We start from the raw sequence: 19,893 nt of genomic DNA on the forward strand, positions 1-19,893 counted from the left end.
TGGACGCCTGCCCGCGGCAGCCTTGGCGAGGGCGGGAGGCCCCGGGCGGGGAGGGTAAAAGCACGGCTCGCCTTGTCACCGGGTCGCCGTGGAACCTGCTTGCCCCTCCCTCTGTAGTTTCATTTGATCCAATCTCACAACTTCCGACAGGTGCTTACCCGCTCCAAGGCCGCCTCAGGATGGACCATCCCGGGCAGGGGGCGAGTGCAGCCAGCACCATCCAAACCCATGATCGTGAAACCCTTCCTGCACACCCCGGCGGCCACGTTGGCCCTCGCCACGGCCCTCGTCCTGGCAACTCCGCTGCACGCCCAGCTTGCCGGCGCACCGACCCCCGGGGACCGGGTGGTGCACACCATCGGCTCCGGAGCGACACTCGGTAGCGATGGGGTGAGCAACCTCGGAGTCTCGATGGTGCACGACTTCGATGCCGCAGGGACGGTGCTCCCGGACCTTGCCGACAGCTTCGACCTCGGGGCCGACGGCGGGCCGGATGACACCAAGCTGTTCCTCACTTCCGGCCACCACCTCGTCCTCTACGGAATCGAGTTCGACTCCGTCGAGGACCGGGCGGGCATCGAGAGCTTCCTGCGGATCAACGGCACCGAAACACCCTACGGCGCCTCGGGCGGATACGCACGCGATGCCACGAACGACAAACTCTACTCGCGCGGAGGCACCATCCTCGAGGTGGCGCAAGGGGACTCCATCGAGATCGAGACGGTACGCACCGACAACGAGCCGCGGGCCATCACGCGCCTCGGCGCCGACCTGCAGGTCGTGGCTCTCGACGAAGCGTGGACCGACTTCCTGCGCCTTGGAGTGACGACCTCCACCGAGATCATGCCGGCGGGCGTCAGCGATCCCCTGAACCTGCTTTACGAGACCGAGGACGAAGTCGACGGGGCAAGCTTCGCCCACGGGACAGGCGCCGGGACGAGCGAGATCACCCTCAAGCACAGCGGGCATTACCTCGTCCTCGCCAACACCGGCTTCAACGTGATCGGCGGCTCCAGCGAGCGAAACGTGCTCACCCAGGAGATATTCCTGAACGGCGCGCCGGTGCCCGGAGGAGCCACCGCCGCCTACATGCGGCATTCCGGTGCCACCGACACCCTCGGCGGCCTGATCGACGACGGAACGGCCTCGATCGGCGTGCTCATCGAGGTGACCGATCCGGACTCGGTGCTGGAGGTGCGGGTGTCGCGCGACAACGTCGGGTCGAGTTCCACGGTATGGCTCGACCCGCAGCGCACCGCGTTGGCCATCGCACGCCTTCCCAAGTTTGGCGACTACATCACGCTCGAAGGAGGGCCGCAGCCGGTCAACGTCACCCCCGCAACGCCCCTCGATTTCTCGGCAAGCAGTGGCACCAGCACCGACTCCTTCGTCTTCGCTCCCGGGACGAGCGCCAGCCAAGTCGCCCTGGCGGAGGCGGCCGACTACCTCTTCCTGTCAGCGCATCATGGAATGGCGGATGCCGCCGGCAGCGGGTCGCGGTCCATCGTGAGGCACGCCCTGCAGGTGACGCCCTCGGGCGGCGCGGCGGCTCCGCTCGGCTTTGGGTACGGCGGCGCCTACAACCGGGACCAGCACAACAACACCGACCAAGCGCGGATGTCGGGCGGCTGGACCGCGGGCATCATGGCCCTCGGGGCGGGTGATGTGGTGGAAGCCACCACCGAGCAAGTGGGCGGCGGAGGCGGCGGGGCACAGGTCACCACCGACTCCCTTGGCTTCCAGGGGATGAACCTCGTCCGCATGTCGGCCCCGCCGACCACGCCCTTCGTCCTCGAAAACAACCCGCGCTCGGTCACGGTCAACGATTCGGCTTTCGTGATCACGGCCGCCGACTTGCGCACGATCGACGGCGACCACAGCGCCGCGCAGCTGACCTACACGGTCGACGGATCCCCGGTGAACGGCACGCTGCGTCTCAGCGCCGCGCCGTTGGGGAGCGGCAGCACGTTCACGCAGGACGACATCGACAACGACCTGCTGGACTGGCTGCCCGGCCCGACGGCGAACGCGGCATCCGGGTTCAGCTTCACGGTGCGTGACCCCGACCTCAATGCGGTCAGCGCCGACTATGGGGCCAACACGGTGCAGATGATCGTGGTTGGAAACGATTCCGGGGCGGTGGGCGAGGACAGCACCGCCAGCGAGGCCGACCTCAGCTCCGGGGCGAACCTCCTGGCCAATGATACCGGCGACGGACTGACCGTGACCTCCTTTGATGCCGTCAGCGCCGGGGGCGCGGCGGTGGTGGTGAATGCCGACGGCACCTTCACCTACGACCCGACCGTTTCGCAGCCCCTGCAGGGCGGCGGCCTCGGCGACACGACGCCCGACACCTTCGGCTACACGGTCACCGACGCCATCGGCAAGACCGCCGCGGGAACCGTTACGATGAACGTCGGAGGCGCCAACGACCAATCGGTGGCGAACGACGACAGCGTCACGGTGGTCGAGGACAGCCCGGGTGGCGGCGACGTGCTGACCAACGACAGCGACCTCGATACCGGGGAAACCGCCACCCTGACCGTGAGCATGGTGGACGGTGACCCGGGCAAGGTCGGCGTCGCAATCACCACCGTTGGCGGAGGGACCATCACCCTCAATCCCGACGGCTCCTTCACCTACCTCACCGGCCCCCCGCAGCAGGCGATCGCCCCCGGCGAAGCGGGCTACGATTACGTGACCTACAAGTGCCGGGACGTCCACGGCCTCGAGTCTGCCACTGACGGGATCCTCACCCTCCAGATCGCTGGCACCGATGACGGGGTGATCGCCTACCCGAACACGTATGCGATCGACAACGACGAGATCGCCACCGGTGACTTCATCCTCGACGACACCGGGGAAGGCGCTGACGCGAGCATCGACGCAAGCGAGTTCCTGTCGCTGCAGGCGGTCGACACCAGCGGAACCCTCGGGTCGCTGACCATCACCCAGCCGGACGTGATCGGGAACCGCGGGACGATCTCCGTGACGGACGCGGTGCAGACGGTGAACTTCGGCATCCCGGGCATGACGAATCCCGTCGTCATCGCCGGTCCGCCGAGCCGCAACGAGACCGAGCCGACGGTGGTGCGGGTCACCAATGTCAATGCCGCCGCGGGCACCTTTGACATCCAGCTTGTGGAGCAACCCGAAACGGGAGTGGCCAACGATGGCGACGGCCCGGTGCACGCCGCGGAGACCGTTTCGTGGATGGTCATCGAGGCGGGGCGTTACGTCCTGCCGAACGGCGCGCCGCTCGAGGCGGGCTTGGTCAACACCAGTGCCATCCAGCACGACGGGCCCGGCGGAAGCTCGTGGGCTACGGTGAGCTTCGCAGGTGGCTATGCCGCACCTCCCGCGGTGTTCCACACGATCCAGACGCTCAACGGAACCCCTGCGGAAAACGCGGAGTTGTTCAATACCCGCGTCAGGTCCCTCAGCAGCATCTCGTTCGAGGTCGCCCTCGAGGACTGGGAAGGTGACAGCGAGGCGCGCACCGCGGCCGAGACGATCGGCTGGGTGGCCATCGGGACCGGATCAGGGTTCCTCAACGGACAGCCCTTTGATGTCATGGCAACGCCCGACGCCGTGACCCACAGCGCCTACCCGATCTCCTTCACCTTCGACAACGGGACGGCACCGGAGCTCTTCGCCTCCATGACGACTTTCGACGGCTCGGATCCGTCGCATGTGCGCCGACAGAATGTCACCGGGGCCACCGGCGAGATCCTCATCGGCGAGGACACCATGAACGACACCGAGATCAGCCACACCAGCGAGATCGTGCACTACATGGCCATCGGTGGTAGCGGACCCATGGTGGCCTATCCGATCGGGGCGCAGCTCGGCAGCTTCAGCTACGAGCCCCCGTCCTCCTTCGACACGCTCGATGCCGGCGAGTCGGCGACCGACACCTTCTCCTACACGATCACCGATTCCAGCGGCAACACCTCCAGCGCCACGGTGACCATTGTCGTCACTGGATCCGGCGCCGACACCGACGGGGACGGCCTGCCGGACAAGTATGAAATCGACAACGGCCTGAACCCGAACGATCCGAATGACGCCCTGACCGACCCCGATGGCGACGGCACGACCGCCACCCAGGAGTACCTTTTCGGCACCCTTGAGAACAATGCGGCCAGCGTCTTCCGCATCCGCGTCTCCTCGGTCGACAAGCTCGCGGGGACGGTCGGGATCACCATCGGGCCGGTCTTTGAAGGCTTCTCTTACCAGATCGCCAACACCACTGACCTCGGCATCTACAGCATCACCGAAGAATTCACGGCGACCGCCGACAGTGCCGAAGTCCTGATCGAGGACGTGACCTTGCTGAACTTCGAAGCCTACCGCGCCCTGGCGCTTCGCCCCTCCGGGACCGGGGTCATCGCGCCGTAAGAGACGCGAGCAGTGGCGTGGGGGGGTGGCACCGCGCTCACCCGTGCTGGCTTGCAGCTCGCGAGGTCAGTCGAGAATCCGGCTGGACTCGCGGAGGAGCCAGAGTGGGTCCATGAAGGGCTGGTTGTCGGTGGTCCACCAACGGACGTGTCCCTCGGCATCGAGAAGGAAGGTTCCGTGAACGGGGCGTTTTTCGAACTCGTTGTAGACGAGGTAGTCGCGAAACACCTCGAGTTCGGAATCGGAGAGGATGGTGAACGGGATGGGTTTCTGGCCGCGGCGTTCTTCGCGAATGGTGAACTCGAGCACCTCGACCGGGTCGGAGCTGATCGCGACGATCGGGATGCCGGCTTCCTCGAACCGAGGCCCGAGTGGCAGGAAGGCATGCAGTTGCTCGACGCACTGGAGGCAGCCGGCTCCGAGGAAGAAGATGACGAGGACCGGCCGACCGCGGAATGCGGCGAGGCTGGTCTCACTACCGGTGCCGTCGGGGAGAACGAACCCGGGGGCCCCGGGGAATCCGGAGAGATAATCTTTCCGGACGCCCTCAACGGACTTCGCAAGGCGGTTGGCCGCCGGGGTGGGGGCGAGTGGCCAATCGCCGGTCACTCGCCTCAACTGGGCGAGCTTCACGAACCCATCCGAGCGGAGCCATGGCGAGTCGGCGGCACCCGCCGCAGCGCGGAAGGAGTTGTCGAAGGCCTGCATCGCCTCCTTCGTTCGGCCGGCCTCGACGTGGTGAAGGATCTTGAGGGCGCGCGGTAGGAAGGCTCGGCACCGTTCATCCGGGAGGCTGGCGAGCAGTTCGGCGGCGGCGGACTCGCCGGCGGCGACCATGCCAGCTAGGCGCGCTTCCGGCGAAAGCCATGCGATGTCACCGGCCGGCTTGCCGGCGGCCAGCGCCTCGATCTCGCCGCGGAGGACCGTCTCGGAATCACCCGGGACCTGTTGGACGGGCAGGTCGGTGGCGTAGCGGGACAGCCTCTCCTGCAGTCCATGCTCAATGCAGATGCGGGCGTAGGAGCGCAACCCCCGGGCGTAAGCCGAGCTGTTGAACGGGTCGGTGTCCACCGTGCCGACGACGGTGGACGGCAGGGGCTGGGCGACCATGGCCCGGGCGAGGCTGAGGGCCTCTTCGACCCGTCCGAGAAGGCTCAGGGTCCCGGCGAGAACCTCCACGTTTTCGTCGAATCCGGGCACGAGCAGCGGCTGGTCGAACCAGCCCTTGCGGTGGCGGATGCCGGCATCGACCGAGCGGACCATGGACTCGGCGCTGGCTTCCCAACGGCCGGCGGCGCCCTGGGCTTCGGCGAGGAAGCGCCATTGCGAAACGACCGCCTCCGGCGGCAGTCGGCCCGGGTCGAGGAGTCCCTGGTCGGCGAGGTAGTTGGGTTTGCTGTTCATCCACAGGAGCAACCGATGGCTCCGGGCCGGGTGCCCGGGGACGGCGGCCGTGATCTCGGCCGCGAGGCGGTCGGCCGCCCACGGGCTGCGGAGTTCGAGGCCGCCCCGGTAGGCGTTGAGGACGAGCTGACGGAGGAAGATCGCCTTCGCCTCGACGTTGTTCGGCTCGGCGATGGCGAGATCCTCGAGGTCGGAGGCAAATCGTTGGTGGCGGGGGACCGGGTCCGCAGCCGGGTCCGCGTAGTATCGCTGCACCGCTTCGACCCACGTGCGCACCGTCGCGGAGGACTGCGGGCGGAGCTTGCCGGCCGCCATTCGGGCGAAGTAAGCACCGCGACCGGGGCGGTCGACGTTCACCATGGCGAGCCCCCAGTAACCCATGGCGCAGTCGGGATCGGCGGCGACAACCGCCCGGAAGGCGCGCTCGGCTTCCTCGTTCCACAGCAGGTGAAGGCACGCCAGCCCCTGTCCGAACCAGCGGCGGGCCTCGTCGGAGGCGGAATCGACCGGAAACGTCAGCGGCTCCAGACCTTCGATCTCGCGCGGCAGGAGCGACGGGGCGCCAAGGAAGGCCTCTTGCACGCTGCGGGGTTCTTCCGGATTGGCGCTCCGCGCCCAGGCCGCCATGCAGTAGAGGCGTCCCTTCCAAGCGTTATTGTCCGGCGGTGCGGCCTGTTGCGCGGGCGCAAGGGGTCCCGTGAGGACGAACCCGGCAACGACCAGCCAGCTATTCAAAGAGCACATCGTCATCGCTCCAGAGCAGTCCGTCCGAACCCGCCGAGCGGATCTCGATCTCGGACCGCGAAACGGGGTGGAAATAGTAGGGGTGACCGAAGCGATCAAGCAGCTCGCCGGCCTCGTTGATCTTCGGGTGGTCTTTCCCGACAAAGATCAGCTTCATCGGGTTGTTGCCGCGCAGGCCGTCGACAATCTCCTCGTTCAGCCCGCCTTCCGGAACGGTTCCGACGTAGCGCAGGTAGGACCGGATCAACTCCTCCACGACCTGCAGGTCATCCTGAGCCGAGCGGTTCTTCTCGTTGAGTCGATCGGCAAGGGCGATCATTTCCGGAAGCTCGACCGGTTCCTTGGGAGGAACCGGCTGCTTCTTCACCGTCGATACCGGACGGGATCCCGCCTGCGGCCTGTCGGTCACCCCGGACGAGGTGTCACGTTCGTCGCCGACCTCAGTCCCCGGTTGTTCATGGTCCCATGGGCGCACGGCGATCACCGCGACCACCACGGTGGCCACCCCAACCAAGATCATGGTCCGGCGCTTCATCGAGAGTGGGAAACGCTACCGCTGTCCGACCTGAAGTCGAGAGAACGGGTCATCAAAACGTGGACCGGGGCTCAAGCCGTGTAGAACAGGTTGCTGGCGCCGGTCCACGGGTCGTCGAAGCGGCCGAGGTTCGGGAAGATCGTCTCCATCTCGCTCGAACCGCGCGCGATCCCGAACCAGTCGGCGGCGACGGCGAGGTATTGGTCGGTGGAAGTCGACGGGATCCAGCGGCCCCGCGTGCCGGATGTGTCGATGCTGCCGGCCACGTTCCCGATCTTGAACGTCGGGAAGCGCCCGTAGACGCGTCCACCCTGGACCGGGCCGCCCATCACGATCTGGTGGCCGCCGTAGCCGTGGTCGGAGCCGGCCGTGGCCGGGTCGGTCCGGTTGGGCGTGAAGGTCCGGGTGAAGTCCGACTGGGAAAGGGTGAGCACGTTGTCGTGCACCCCGAGTTGGTGCATGGCCTCGTTGAAGGCGGCGAGCGCCCCGCCGAGGTCCGACATGCGGTTCCCATGGGCGGTGAGCATGTTCTGGTGGTTGTCGTAACCGTCGGTGCTGACGAAGAAGATCTGGCGCTGGTTGCCGAAGCAGTTCCGGCCGGCGATCAACTGGGCGACCATCTTGAGCTCGTTGCCGAGGTCGTGGTCCTCGCCGTCGAAGATCGCGTTGAAGTCGACCCCGCTGTTGGCCGCCTCGAGGAGGGCGGTGTTGATGAACACCTCATTGTCGCGGGACCGCTGCATGACCTCGTTGTAGCCCTGCTCGAGCAGGTTGTCGTGGGTGTGGCGCATGATCTTGTCGAAGCCCTCGAGCCGTTTCCCGGCACTGTTCGGCTTGTAGCTCGCCACGCTGCCGTCGGGGTTGAGGGTGGCGGCACTTGAGTAGTTGGTGCCGAAGCCACTCAGGCTGCTGGCGCCGTTGGAGGTCACGATGTACTGCGACACACCGCCCGCGGTCCCGACCTGGAGCTTGTTGACCCCGTTGAGGGCGATGTTCATGGAGACGTTTCCGCCGGCGTTGTAGGAGGCGTTGAGAAGGTCGGCGGCACGCCCCCCCCACCCGGTCTGGTAGGGCTGGTCCGGCACGGAACTCTGCATCTGCACCTGCTGGTCGCTGTGCGAGTAAAGCTGCGGGGGCTTGGCGAAGTTGCCGCTTTGGAAGTTCGGGAGGGCCTCCGCCTCGAAGGTGTTGATGTCGGTGTGGAACGGCTCGACGAGGGTGCCGACGTTGGCCACGAAGCCCAGTTCGCCGGCGTTGTAGAGCGCCTGCGGGCCGGGGTTGTTGTTGGTGCCGGAGTTGGCGCCGAAGTTCGGATGGACCCCGTATTGTTCCGCCCCCGGCGCGACCGGCGCGCCGGTTTCGTCCCACCCCTGCAGTTTGGCCAGGTTGCCATCGGAAATGGACAGCACGGCCCGGCCGGCGTCGTAGTCGGCGCGCTGGGGATGGTTGATGGTGGGAATGAGCATGTTGTTGCTGTCATTCCCGCCGAAGAGGAAGACCACGACGAGAGCCTTGTAGTCGTTGCCGCCGACCGGCTCGCCGGAGGCCATGGCGGCCTGGATGAGGCGCAGGTGGGCCAGCGAGTTGACGAGGGCGGTGATCCCCATGGCGCCGCAGGCGGACCTCGACATGAAGGTCCGGCGATCGATCCCCTTGTCGGTGGGCTTGGATGTCTTGTAGGGCATGGATGGGTAAGATGGTGGATTCTTCTGGGGACGGAAGCCTATCGCTGGCTCAGTCCGGCCGGAGAGTGGACGATGAGGTAGAGGGCATTCTTGACCTTCTCGAGGGTCCCCTCGTTGGTGTTGAGGACGGTGTTGATGACGTACTGCCGCGGGTTTTCCGGGGAGGGATCAGACCCGTAGTCGGCCTTGAGCGCCCCGGCGGCGAAGACGAGGTCGAGGTAATCGACGAGCGCCTCTGCCTTGTCGACGACCGTTCCGCTGGCTCCGTTGTAGGCCGCGACGTATTCGGAGAAATCGGCCCGGACATAGTCGTCCGCGTTGGCGAAGCCTTCGAGACCGGTGGCATCAATGTAGCCGGGGGTATGCACGAGGTTCTCGGTGTAGTTGACGGCATCGACGACCTGGGTCTCGGTGGCGAGCTGCAACTCGGGGGCGGAGAGACCGGCAATGCCGAGACCCCCGCCCGGTGAGTAATCCGGCAGGAAGAAGTTGAAGACCGAAGGGGCCGACATCGGGGACTGGCCGAAGGTCGGGGTGCGGGACGTGAAGTGGATGATGCTGGCGTCCGGCGGGAAATTGTCGAACTGGTCGGACGGGTAGTCTTGCGCGGGCCATGCCCCGTCCTCGCCGGTGACCGGGAGGGGGATGAGGTTGCCGGAGCCCGGGTTGACGGTGTAATCCGGTCCGGATTCAAGGCGCGTGAGAATCTCCAGGGGGATGCGCGATTGGGCATTCAGGGCGCGGATGGCATGGGCCACCACGAGGGCCGGCTCCTTCGACTTGCCCGCATCGATGCGATTGTCGGCAATCTCAAGGTCCCGGACCTCGGGGTCGAGGATGATGGCGCGAATCACCTTCTCCATGTCGCCAAAGGTGCCGCCGGCATCGACCATGCCGGACCCGGACTGGTGGTTGGTGCCGCCGTTGAAGACGTTGGCCACGCGATAGACATAGGCCGGGCTCGGATTCGAGGTCGTGAAGCGCTTGATCAGGAGGCTCGACAGGAAGGGTGCCGTGTTCGGGTGGGCCATCAGGAGGTCGAGCGCCTGGTCGAGATCCTGCTGGCCGTTCTGTCCGGCGGGGAAGGTCTGGCCGAGGTAGACCTTCTCGTCGGTGTCGTGGCGGTTCTGCCCGATGCTCGCGTCGAAGCACTTCATGGGGCTCGTCCACTGGAGCTGGGGCAGGTAGCGGTTCCCGCTTCCCTGGTTGAAGTTGGTGTTGTTGACGACGTCACCGGAGTTGGTCTCATACTGGCTGAAGCTCCAGCCGGTGAAGACGCGGGCGAGGTTCTCGATGTCGGTGTTGGTGTAGGTCTGGATCGGCTGGCCGTCGCCACCGAGCCTCACGCGGCCGTCCGGAAGGAGTTCCAGGAGGCCGATCGAGAACAGCTGCTGGATTTCCCGGGCGTAGTTCTCGTCAGGGAAGACGAGGATGTTGCCCCCGGTGTCCTTGATGGTCTGGTTCTTGAGGTGGCTGAGGTACTGGCCCATCATGGGCGACTTCGAGACGTACTCGATGAGGTCGCGCCATTCGCCGTCGGCATGGTCGGCGAGGGCGTCCCAGTAGCTGGCGGCCCCGTAGTGGCGGGAATTCACGGTCCCCTCCAGGCGGGAGATGACCCAGATTTCGCTGAAGGCGAGCGCGATCCGCTGACGGAACTGGTCGTGGGAGTAGCAAAAGAGGGTCCACATGCTTCCCTCGAAGTTGGTTGCCTGGGGTTCGTATCCCTGCACGGGATTGAGGCGCCTCGTCGCCCCCTCGCCGTCCTCCCCGCCGGTCCGGGCGAAGCGGTGCCCGTGGAACTCGTACTCATCAAGCGCCCAGACATAATCATAGAGGCGCGTCTGATCGAGAGCGAGCTGGTCGGTCATCCACTGCTGGTAGGCGGCGAGCTGGTCGTAGGTCCCGTCGCCCTTGTCGTACACCGGGTTGGTGGTGATCTCGGTGTAGAGCGCGTTGATGTCCGCCATGCGCGGCCCCCACGTCGTCTGGGTGAGGAAGCGGGCCACGTCGCGCAGGAGGGCTGCGCCGGCGGGCAAGGAGGCGGCTCCGGCGGCCGATTCGTAGGCCGCGGTCTCTTCGGCGCTGAGGGCGACGGCGCCGGTGAACTCCTCGAGGAATCCCCAGATTTCGCCCCCGCCGTTATTCAGTGTGTGGACGTTGCAGTAGAGGCTGAGGCCGTTCTGTCGAAAGAGCGAGTCGACGAGGTCCTGCGCACTGTAGCCGCCGGTGTCGCGGATCGTCCATGTGTGGAGCGGCGCGGCAACGCCGTCATGCGGATCGGTCATGCTCAGCGGCTCGATGACCGGGCCGCCCGCGTTGAAGTTCGGAACACCGGGCGCCGACTCCGCGACGTGGTGGATGTGCTGGTTGGTCTGGGTCGAGCTGAGCCCACCGTAGGTCGAATAGAACGAGGCTTCGGTCTTGGGGCCGTTGATGGTGAGGGTCGCGAAGCCGGAGGCGGTCGTGGCCGCGCCGCGTTCCGGAGTGAAGACCGCCTTGAAGGTGGTGACGTTTTCCGGGATGTCCGTGGCATCCATGATCAGGCAGCGCCCGCTTGAGAGGCCTCCCCGGACATAGTCGCTGCTGCTATCGATGGTGAGCTCGACGACCTCCGGGTATTCCGCAGTGGTGTCCTGAACGGGATGGATGCGCACGTCGGCGCTGCCCCCGGCCGGATTGAGCATGATGAAGCCCTCAAGCGGATTATCCGCGGCGTCGGTGACCTCGTAGTCGGACGGATCGGAGTGCCCCTCGCCGGGATCGCTGCTGGTGCCGAGGGTGAAGAAGACCGGGACGGCCGGCCCGCTGCCCCCGGTGGCGGTGATGCGGAAGACACCGACGGTGCCCTCGAGTTCGTAGGCGTCGGCGGTCACCACCTCCACCCCGACGACGGGCATGGGCGAGGGAGGGGTGTAGTCGTTGTCGACGCTGGGATCGGCCCCTGCACGGTATTGCTGGAGGTAAGTTGCGCCGATGGCAGCGCCCTCCGCATCAGGCGTCTGGGTATCAGCATCGGCGGGGTTGTTGGGGTCGAGCCCGTGCAGTACTTCCCACTCGTTGGCGATGCCATCCGCGTCGGTATCGGCCGGGGCGCGGGTCGCGTCAGCCGCCGGCGAGGGATCCTCGGTGAAAATGGCGTTCACCTGCGCCGGGGTAATGGCGGACGAGTAAACGCGGACGTCATCAAGGTCTCCCCGAAACCACTGGTGCGGGCCGGTCTCGCCGCCGAGCTCGGGGGCTTTCGACCCGACGCCGAGGTAGCCGAAGCGCTTCTCGCCGGTGCCGAAGCTGGTCGAACCGGGGACAGCCAGATCCGCATCGAGCGTCCCGTCGATGAAGATCTGCATCGATTCCCCGTAGCCGTTGAACACGGCGAGGACATGGTGCCACAGCCCGTCGTTGACCGGCGTGGTCGAGGCGAGCTCCCTGAGCCCGGCATTCGTTTGCACGCTGAAGCCGATCTGCCCGGGACCGGCCACGGGGCCGTCGATCCCGAGCTGCCAAAACTTGTCGGTGTCATACGACACGATCACCTGGTCCGTGCCGACCACGGTTTTGACCCACACGCTCACCGAAACGTCCCGATGGCCTCCATTGGAGTAAAACGACGGAAGCGCGACGGCCTGCCCGACGGAACTGAAGCGGAGCGCTTTCGATCCGATCCTGCCCGGCACGAAAGGGTCCGCACCGAAGCCCTGCAGGGTTCCCTTGCCGAGACCACGCGCCTCCAGGGAGCTCCCGTTGAGTTGGTAGTGCACCCCGATGCGCGGGTCTGCCGAGGCGGCTGGCGTGGCGAGAACACCAACCAATGTCGCCAAGCGAGCGAACGTCCTGCCCCGCGTCCGAGGCAGGCGCTTCGGCAAGAACCGCCCGTGCCTCGGGCGGCAAATGAGGGACTCGGGTTTTTTGGGGCAAGAGACCATTCGGCGAGAGCATAGCTTTCCGGGCGGGTGTGCCAAGGTATTCTGACGCTGCGGGCTTCCCGGCAATTCCGGGGCCCCGAAGGACCTTCGAGCCCCGGAAATCGGCCAGATCAAAGGGGGGCAGGCGAGCGGAGCCACAGCGGGACGGCCACCATGCTCTCCATCCCCGCCGCATCTCCCGTGAAAGGGGTTGGTCCTGAACGGTGCTTCCTAGACCGTTTGCCAAAAGTAGTTGCCGAAACGGCCGAGCCTGGGGGAGCCAAGGCCAAGGCGCGAGGAGGGCGTGGATCGAGATCCACAACCGACGAGCAACGCTGGGATTAGCTCCCGCAGGCCGGAACCCCAAGAACCGATCCGCGAAGCGGCTATCCTTCTAACCAAAGAACGAACCCGTTTCGGCAAGGACTTTTGGCAAGCGGTCTAAGGCGTGTCTTCGAGAGGAGGCGACTTGGATGCAAAGACGGCAGAAGGTCAATGGGTCCAAAGTCCCTTTGCTCAAGCGTCGGCGCACGACCGCAACGGTCAGCGTGCTCGGACTTTCGACTTTGCGACCTACTGACCGCAACCGCCATTCAAGCAGTGAAATTCCGGGCGGACCTCTTCGACATCCGACAGGTTTCACCCGTCGTCTCCGGTCACCCTCAAGGGTTGAGCAGTTCCGCCTCGAGCCGGAAGAAGGCCCTCGGGGAATTGGCGGAGCCGACCACGGAGAGCTCGCCGGTGGCGGGGGAAAAGGAATCGATGTAGCCGGGGGCGACGAAGGTGTTGGTGCCGCTGGGACCGTCGTGGGTGAGGATGATCTCGCTGAAATCGACGAGGTCGGTGGAGCGGCGGAGGTGGACGCGGATGTAGGGCGCGGCGTCCGGATGGATGCTGTTGCTGAGGCTGAAGAGCGGGGCGTTGAGGCTGAAGGCGAGGGCGGCGGGGTCGTCACGGTCGAAGGTGAAGGGATCGGTGCCGGTGGAGTGCTCGACGCCGAAGGGGTTGCCATCGAAGTCCCAGTCCTCGTCCCAGTAGAGGGCGAGGTCGTCGAGTCCCTGGGATTCGGCGGCGCCGATGTCGGGTGCGGCGTCGCGGGGGAAACCGCGCTGGTCGGTGAAGGCCGTGCTGGTGGTGGCGGCGTCGATCGCCGGGGAGCCGGGAAGTGGGAGGTGGACCGGCAAGCCGTCGCCGCGGATGGCGAGGGGGGCGAGCATCGGGTCGCCGGAGGTGAGGTTGGTGCCGAGGAGGGTGGCGGTGGCGCCGACTTCCTCGAGGTTCCCCGGCAGGTTCCCGGCGTTGATGGTGTTCTCGAGGGTTAAGGTGGCGAAGCTGTTGCTGATGCCGCCGCCGGTTCCCGATCCGGCGAGGTTGTCAGTGAAGGTGCTGTGGGTGACGGTGACCGGTTGGGGTCCATTGAGGAACAGGGCACCGCCGATTGAGGTGGCCTCGTTTGCGGAGAAAGTGCAGTGGTCGACGGTGACGCCTCGAGCAAAGCGCGTGCTGACCGCGCCGCCATCCCCCGCCCGGTTGCGGGCGAAGGTCGAGAAGGAGAGCTCCACGTCACAATCGATAAAGCTGAATATCGCGCCTCCTCTATCAAGGACGCGCTGCTCCAGCGGCTCCGTGCCGCCCTTACGGCCGGGCCTGTTCTCCTCCACGAGGCAGTCGTGGAGGCGCAGGCGTCCGTTCTCGCCGTTTGAGATGGCTCCGCCCCGGCCACCAACACCTACGAGGATTCCCCCGCCGAGGTCCACGTATCCTCCGTTGCCGCCCCGATTGTTGAAGAGCAGGCACGAGAGCAGGGAGAGCGAGCCGGCGGACCGGATCGATCCTCCGTCGCCCCCTCTGTAGTCATCGAAAGTGCCATCCTCCACCCCGTCCGGGGATTGGCCATTGCCGAGGCTGAGGTTCTGCAGGACCACCGTGGCCCCGGTCCCGAGGTCGAAGTGACGGGTGGGGGTGACGCCGGTGAAGGACGAGAGCCCGTCGAGGAGGACGCCACCGGAGCGGGCCGAGGCGTCGAGGAAGAGCCCGGGGTGGGAAGGGATCTCGAGCTGGCCGAGGGCGAGGGCGATGCGGTTCGGGAAGCGGGTGCTGGAGAAGAGGATGCGGTGGCCGGGTTGGTCGGCCGCGGCGATGGCCTCGCGCAGCGAGACCCCGGCCCCGCCGCCGGGGAAGCCGTCGTCCTCGTCGAAGTTGGTGGTGACGGTCACGACCGGGCCGGCCTCCACCGCGCCGATGTCGCGCGTGCCGCCGACGAGGTGGGGGAAGCCGCGCTGGTCGACGCCCGGGTCGGTGGAGCTGGTGGCGTCGATCAGCGGGGAGTCTTCCAGCGGGTGCACCGTCTTGGTCGGCCCGCCGAACCAGGCCGGGGCGCTGAGCAGCGGGTCCTTGGGCGCGGCGGGGGTGCCGACCAGCGGGCCGGCCGGGAAGGTGGCCGAGACGCTGCTGTTGTTGCCGATGAAGTTGGTGCCGGTGGGGGTGATGGTGCCGCTCACCCGGGCGATGTCGCCGAACGATGGATCGGTGTTTCCGGCGAGGACGCTGTTGTGGAGGAGCAGGGGAACGGAGCTTTGGAAATAGAGCCCCCCTCCAGAGCCGGTGCCCGTGTTGCCGGTGATGGTGCAGGAGTCGAGGCGCAGGGTGGAATCGGCGATGGCAACCAGCCCGCCCGTGCCAGACGATCCAGTGGAGCGATTTCCATAAATGGTGCAGGCCTTGAGCTCGCAGGTCGCGGAATTCTGGACCCAGAGCGCCCCGCCGTCGGCCGCGGCATGGTGCGAAAGGGTGCAGCGGGACAGCCGCACGGACGCAGTGGTCCCCACAAAAACGCCCCCCCCGACACTATTGGTGGTCCCGCCGGTCAGGTGGAGCGCCTCGATGCGCAGGTCGGCGGTGCCGGAGAGGAAAAAGATCCGGTTGGCCCGGTGCGCGTCGATCGTCACACCCTGCGGCAGCTCGGAGGCGTCGATGGTGAGGGTGCCCGAGCTCTTGGTGATCTCCCCGGTATTTACGTCAAGGTGTTGCCCGCTGAGGCCCGTGTCGAAGGTGATGAGCGCGCCGTCGGGCGAATGGAGGACCGCCTCGCGGAGGGACACCTCGGCGCCGGCCAGCGAGCCGTCGTTCTCGTCGTCGGTGGTGGTGACCACCGTGCCGAGATCCTCCCAGGACGTGGCGACCACCACGTTGTCCCAGCTGACGGCGCCGCCGCCGCTGGCGAGGCGCAGGCCGGTGCTCCAGTTCGTCTCGGGGAAGGCCTGGGCAACGAGGGGGGCCGGCTCGGAGGCATTGAGGTCGGGGTCGACCCACATCGAGATCTGGTTCCCGACGTAGTCGATCTTGGCGACCAGCGTGTAGCGGGTGTTGGTGGCTACCGGGACCGCCGAGTCGGTCACGGTGAAGAGGTCCTGCAGGCCGAAGTTGGGCTGGTTGAAGCGCTTCCCGAAGAAGACGCGCTCCACCCCGAAGTCGAACGAGGAAATCCCGAAGAAGGTGGGCAGGGTGTCGCCGGTGGTGACGCTGGCGCGGAAGTAGACGACGTTGGCGTCCGAGCTGGGCGAGCTGAGGGGGTCATTCACCGCCCCGTCGGCGGTGCTGGCACCGTTGTAGTCGCGGAGGACTGAGGAGTTGTTGGTGACAAGTTGACGGCCGACGACCGGGGGGTTGCTGCCGACGTCCTGCCAGGCCGAGGCGGTGCCGGTGTGGGTCGGGGTGGGGGTGTTGTTGGCGTAGTCCCAGAAGGTGCCGCCGTCGGAACCCGCCAGCGGTCCGTCCTGGTAGGCGAAGGTCTCCACCCCGATGATTTCGCCGGCAAGCGGAAGGGAGGCGGTGAGGAAAAGCGCGAGCGTGCGCAGAGGGGGGAAGCTCTTCATGGGTAAGTAAGACCTTGGCGGGAAGGGAGTCCGTCCGCAAGGGCGAGCGAGGGTTCGGCAACGGATGAAGCAGGCCGCAGGCCATGACGGAAGGCGCTGAGTGACGAGGGGGCCGTCCTGAATGGCACGCCGTTCGTGCGGTCTTTCCAAGCGGAGACGACTCGTTCGAAAGGGCGGCTGAAGGTCAAAAGGTCCAAGGTCGAAAGTCCCTTTGCTCAAGCGACGGCGCCCGACCGCAACCGCCAGTCAGGCAGCGACATTCGGGACGGACCCCTCCGACGGCCACCGGAACGCCCGGTGGATTGGGTGTCGCCTCCTGTCGCCCGGCGACCCATGCTGGGCGCGATGGAGTTGTCGACATGAACCAGCAGGCCATCCGCGAACACGCCCGCTGGTGGGCACCGGTGCTGGGGGTCGCCGCCGGTTGGCTGGCCGACCTCGGCGGAATGCCGCGCGATGCGTCGATCACGCTCGGCATCGCGATCGTCACGGCGGTCTGGTGGATGCTCGAGGCGGTCCCGATCCCGGCAGCCTCGCTGGTGCCCATCACCCTGCTCCCGCTTTTCGGCGTGCTTTCCGCCAAGACCGCCGTGGCCCAGAGCTACGGCCACCCTCTCATCTTGCTGCTGCTCGGCGGCTTCTTCCTCTCGAAGGGGATGGAGCGCAGCGGCGTCCACCGCCGGCTCGCGCTCGGGATGGTGCGACTCTGCGGCGGCGGCGGCGGGAGAAGCCTGCTGCTCGGCTTCATGCTCGCCGCCTCGGTGCTGAGCATGTGGATCTCCAATACCGCCACCACCCTGATGCTGCTGCCGATCGCCATGGCGGTGCTGGAGGCCGGAAAGAAGACCGACGGCGTCAACCCGATGGCCGCGCCGCTGATGCTGGGCATCGCCTACGCCGCCAGCCTCGGGGGACTCGGCTCGCCCATCGGAACCCCGCCGAACCTCGTCTTCATCGAGCAGTATGCGGTCTTCACCGGCACCGTCATGACCTTCGGCCAATGGATGGCCTTCGGCTTGCCGGTGGTGGTCATCATGGTGCCGCTGACCTGGCTCTGGCTCGCCCGGCACCAGCGGAAAGCCGACGCCGTCGAGCTCCCCGAAACCGGACCCTGGCGGCCGGCCGAGATCCGTACCCTGATCGTCTTCGGGCTCACCGCCCTCGCCTGGATGACCCGGGCCGAACCCTTCGGCGGATGGAGCGAGTGGCTCGGCCTGCCGGGAGCTAACGACGCTTCGGTCGCCTTCGTTGGAACCCTGATGATGTTCCTCATTCCCGATGGCACCGGCCGCCCCGGCGCCGAGGGCCGGCTGCTCGATTGGGACACCGCCAAGGAGGTGCCTTGGGGCATCCTGATTCTCTTCGCCGGCGGCATCTGCCTCGCCGAAGGGATCCGCGAGTCAGGCCTCAGCGAGATCGCCGCCGGCTCTCTCAAGAATCTCTCCAACCTGCCACCCTTGCTGCTGGTGGCCGTGGTCTGCCTGGTCATGACCTTCCTCACCGAACTGACGAGCAACACCGCCAGCACCATCCTCATGATGCCCATCCTCGGGTCGGCGGCGGTTGCCAACGGCCTCGACCCCAAGCTGCTGATGCTCCCGGCCGCCCTCAGCGCCAGCTGCGCCTTCATGCTGCCGGTCGCCACGGCACCGAATGCCGTCATCTTCGGCACCGGTCACCTCACCGTCCAACGCATGGTCCGGGAGGGCCTCGTGCTCAACCTCATCGGCGCGGTGGTGATCGCCCTCTACTGCTGGCTAATGTCGCGCTGAGTGTTCAGCGTAAGTGACCACCTTTGAGGCCCAACCCTTGGCGCTCAAATCGAAACCGGGGGACGTCGGCGGCGCCCGGCGACCAGCAGGAAGGCCACACCGGCGAGAACCGCTACCCGCGGCTCGGGTACCAGCGTCAGGCTACCGACATCGGTCGCAAGGTCGATCCGGTAGCGATCTCCGGTTGCCGTGTCCCAGCTTTCGATCCGGAAGAAGCTGAAGGTCGCCGCGCTCGGGTTGAGGTCCGCGAGATCCGCCGGGAGTTCCAAGGAACTCAACAGCTCGTTCGGTGGCGTGGTGTCTTCGAGGACAAGGCTCAGCAACGAGGTGCTGGTGCCCGTGGTCAATTGGTTCGGGAAGGAAGTGAAGACCGGCGCGGGATCCCCGGAGAGCGTGTAGAGCTCATACACCAGGCGATCCACGCCGCCCGGCCCGTCGTTGGTTACGGAAGCCAGTCCATTGCTGTCGCTTCCCTCCCAGACCGTGCCCCCGATCGTTACCCGGATGTTGAGGCCGATGCCGTCGCGGTAGGCACGCGCCGTTGGCGACGCCACGGTGAAAAGCGCATCGGCATCATACTGGAACTCGATCGTCGCCGCTTGGCCGATGGCCACTCCGGCTGGCGCGGTCGAGCTTCCTTCTTCGGTGATGGTCGAGACAGTCGCCTCGATCGAGCCCGTCACAAGGGTTGCCGCTCCCGCGGTCGGCCCGGCGAGGAATGGCAATGCGAGGACGGACACACGGAACCAGAATGATGGCAACACGCGGATGGCCTAACACAAAGCCAACTGCACGGGCCAATAGAATCACCAATACGCGAAGAGTTCCCGAAGGGCGTGGTGCTCAACCTCATCGGCGCGGCGGTGATCTACCTCTACTGCTGGCTGATGTCGCGCTGAGAATGTAGCGTAGCTGACCCCTTCGACTTCGCGGCTCAGTTCGGCAATTCCACGGTCCTTATCTTTCCTTTCCCGACCATGGTCCCCTTTTCCTCAAAAGAACGAAATGCTCCCGCTCGGCATGGCCCAAATCGAGGGTCAGTTCTTCGCCGGGCTTCAGGGTCCGGAGATACTTGATTTGCCTTTCCACCGGGTTCCATTTCCCCTCCTCAGACAGATTCGGACCGATCGAGACGGTCCGCCCCTCGAGGAGTTTGGGCTGTTGGGCCTTGTTGTCTTCCCGCGTCGCAATGACACGGATGACCTTGAACTCAACGCCTTGATCGTCGCGGTTTTTCACAACGACCCCACGAACCTGACCGACAAACCCAATCAAACCCTTCGGCGCCTTCTGGCCCGACGAACCTTCCGGATGCTCCGGTCTCTCCTGACCTTCCGGATGCTCCGTAGCGGAAGGCTGGTCCCCGGCAAAGCTGTGGAACGGGGTCGATGCCAGAACAACAATCGCGGTAAGGCCGATCAGAAAATGAGTGGGCGTTTTCATCGTTCGACGTCTTTTGTTAGATGGAGTTCTTGTCAGAAAACCAAGCCCTTGAGGCTAAGGCAGTCCCCGGGGCGTGGGCAAATTCAAAGAGCGAACAACCCCTTTGAACGGAATCACCAACACGCGAAG

At 66.1% G+C, this 19,893-nt stretch carries 9 protein-coding genes; 2 read left to right on the forward strand and 7 right to left on the reverse strand.

Annotated features, from left to right (window positions below):
* The first annotated feature begins 228 nt into the window (after window positions 1-228).
* Window positions 229-4,401, forward strand: coding sequence for an Ig-like domain-containing protein (locus tag HAHE_RS09920; RefSeq protein WP_338690642.1), 4,173 nt, complete (start codon window positions 229-231; stop codon window positions 4,399-4,401).
* 66 nt (window positions 4,402-4,467) lie between these two features.
* On the opposite strand, the gene HAHE_RS09925 is transcribed toward HAHE_RS09920, so the two are convergent.
* The 5 genes from HAHE_RS09925 to HAHE_RS09945 all read right to left on the reverse strand — a co-directional run bounded on the left by HAHE_RS09925 (window position 4,468) and on the right by HAHE_RS09945 (window position 16,549).
* Entirely contained in the window at window positions 4,468-6,549 is a 2,082-nt protein-coding gene (locus HAHE_RS09925; RefSeq protein WP_338690644.1) for a peroxiredoxin family protein, read from the reverse strand.
* The gene (locus tag HAHE_RS09930) at window positions 6,533-7,084 is read right to left on the reverse strand and encodes a hypothetical protein (protein WP_338690646.1); all 552 of its coding nucleotides are present in this window, start codon (window positions 7,082-7,084) and stop codon (window positions 6,533-6,535) included. Before HAHE_RS09930 ends, HAHE_RS09925 begins: the two co-directional genes overlap by 17 nt.
* Before the next feature lie 71 nt (window positions 7,085-7,155).
* Complete coding sequence (locus HAHE_RS09935) at window positions 7,156-8,769, reverse strand: DUF1501 domain-containing protein (protein WP_338690648.1); 1,614 nt, start codon at window positions 8,767-8,769, stop codon at window positions 7,156-7,158.
* Between the two features lie 38 nt (window positions 8,770-8,807).
* The gene (locus tag HAHE_RS09940; protein WP_338690650.1) at window positions 8,808-12,590 is read right to left on the reverse strand and encodes a DUF1800 family protein; all 3,783 of its coding nucleotides are present in this window, start codon (window positions 12,588-12,590) and stop codon (window positions 8,808-8,810) included.
* Between the two features lie 746 nt (window positions 12,591-13,336).
* Window positions 13,337-16,549, reverse strand: a complete 3,213-nt coding sequence (locus HAHE_RS09945) for a choice-of-anchor Q domain-containing protein (protein ID WP_338690652.1) — start codon at window positions 16,547-16,549, stop codon at window positions 13,337-13,339.
* Between the two features lie 359 nt (window positions 16,550-16,908).
* On the opposite strand from HAHE_RS09945, the gene HAHE_RS09950 reads away from it, so the two are divergent.
* A complete protein-coding gene (locus HAHE_RS09950) occupies window positions 16,909-18,321 on the forward strand; it encodes an SLC13 family permease (protein ID WP_338690654.1) in 1,413 nt (470 codons plus the stop codon).
* A gap of 44 nt (window positions 18,322-18,365) precedes the next feature.
* Here the strand turns inward: HAHE_RS09950 and HAHE_RS09955 are convergent, their stop codons facing one another.
* Window positions 18,366-19,085 (reverse strand): hypothetical protein, encoded by a 720-nt coding sequence (locus HAHE_RS09955; RefSeq protein WP_338690656.1) that lies wholly within the window; start codon window positions 19,083-19,085, stop codon window positions 18,366-18,368.
* Window positions 19,086-19,278: 193 nt separating this feature from the next.
* Complete coding sequence (locus HAHE_RS09960; RefSeq protein WP_338690658.1) at window positions 19,279-19,764, reverse strand: hypothetical protein; 486 nt, start codon at window positions 19,762-19,764, stop codon at window positions 19,279-19,281.
* Window positions 19,765-19,893: the final 129 nt, after the last annotated feature.

The sequence above is a fragment of the Haloferula helveola genome (assembly GCF_037076345.1).
GTDB classification, from domain to species: domain Bacteria; phylum Verrucomicrobiota; class Verrucomicrobiia; order Verrucomicrobiales; family Akkermansiaceae; genus Haloferula; species Haloferula helveola.

Excerpts from the sequence above, each read along its gene's own strand:
- HAHE_RS09935 (WP_338690648.1), bottom strand. The coding sequence starts at position 8,769 with ATGCCCTACAAGACATCCAAGCCCACCGACAAGGGGATCGATCGCCGG.
- HAHE_RS09930 (WP_338690646.1), bottom strand. The coding sequence starts at position 7,084 with ATGAAGCGCCGGACCATGATCTTGGTTGGGGTGGCCACCGTGGTGGTC.
- HAHE_RS09960 (WP_338690658.1), bottom strand. The coding sequence starts at position 19,764 with ATGAAAACGCCCACTCATTTTCTGATCGGCCTTACCGCGATTGTTGTT.
- HAHE_RS09950 (WP_338690654.1), top strand. The coding sequence starts at position 16,909 with ATGAACCAGCAGGCCATCCGCGAACACGCCCGCTGGTGGGCACCGGTG.
- HAHE_RS09925 (WP_338690644.1), bottom strand. The coding sequence starts at position 6,549 with ATGTGCTCTTTGAATAGCTGGCTGGTCGTTGCCGGGTTCGTCCTCACG.
- HAHE_RS09920 (WP_338690642.1), top strand. The coding sequence starts at position 229 with ATGATCGTGAAACCCTTCCTGCACACCCCGGCGGCCACGTTGGCCCTC.
- HAHE_RS09945 (WP_338690652.1), bottom strand. The coding sequence starts at position 16,549 with ATGAAGAGCTTCCCCCCTCTGCGCACGCTCGCGCTTTTCCTCACCGCC.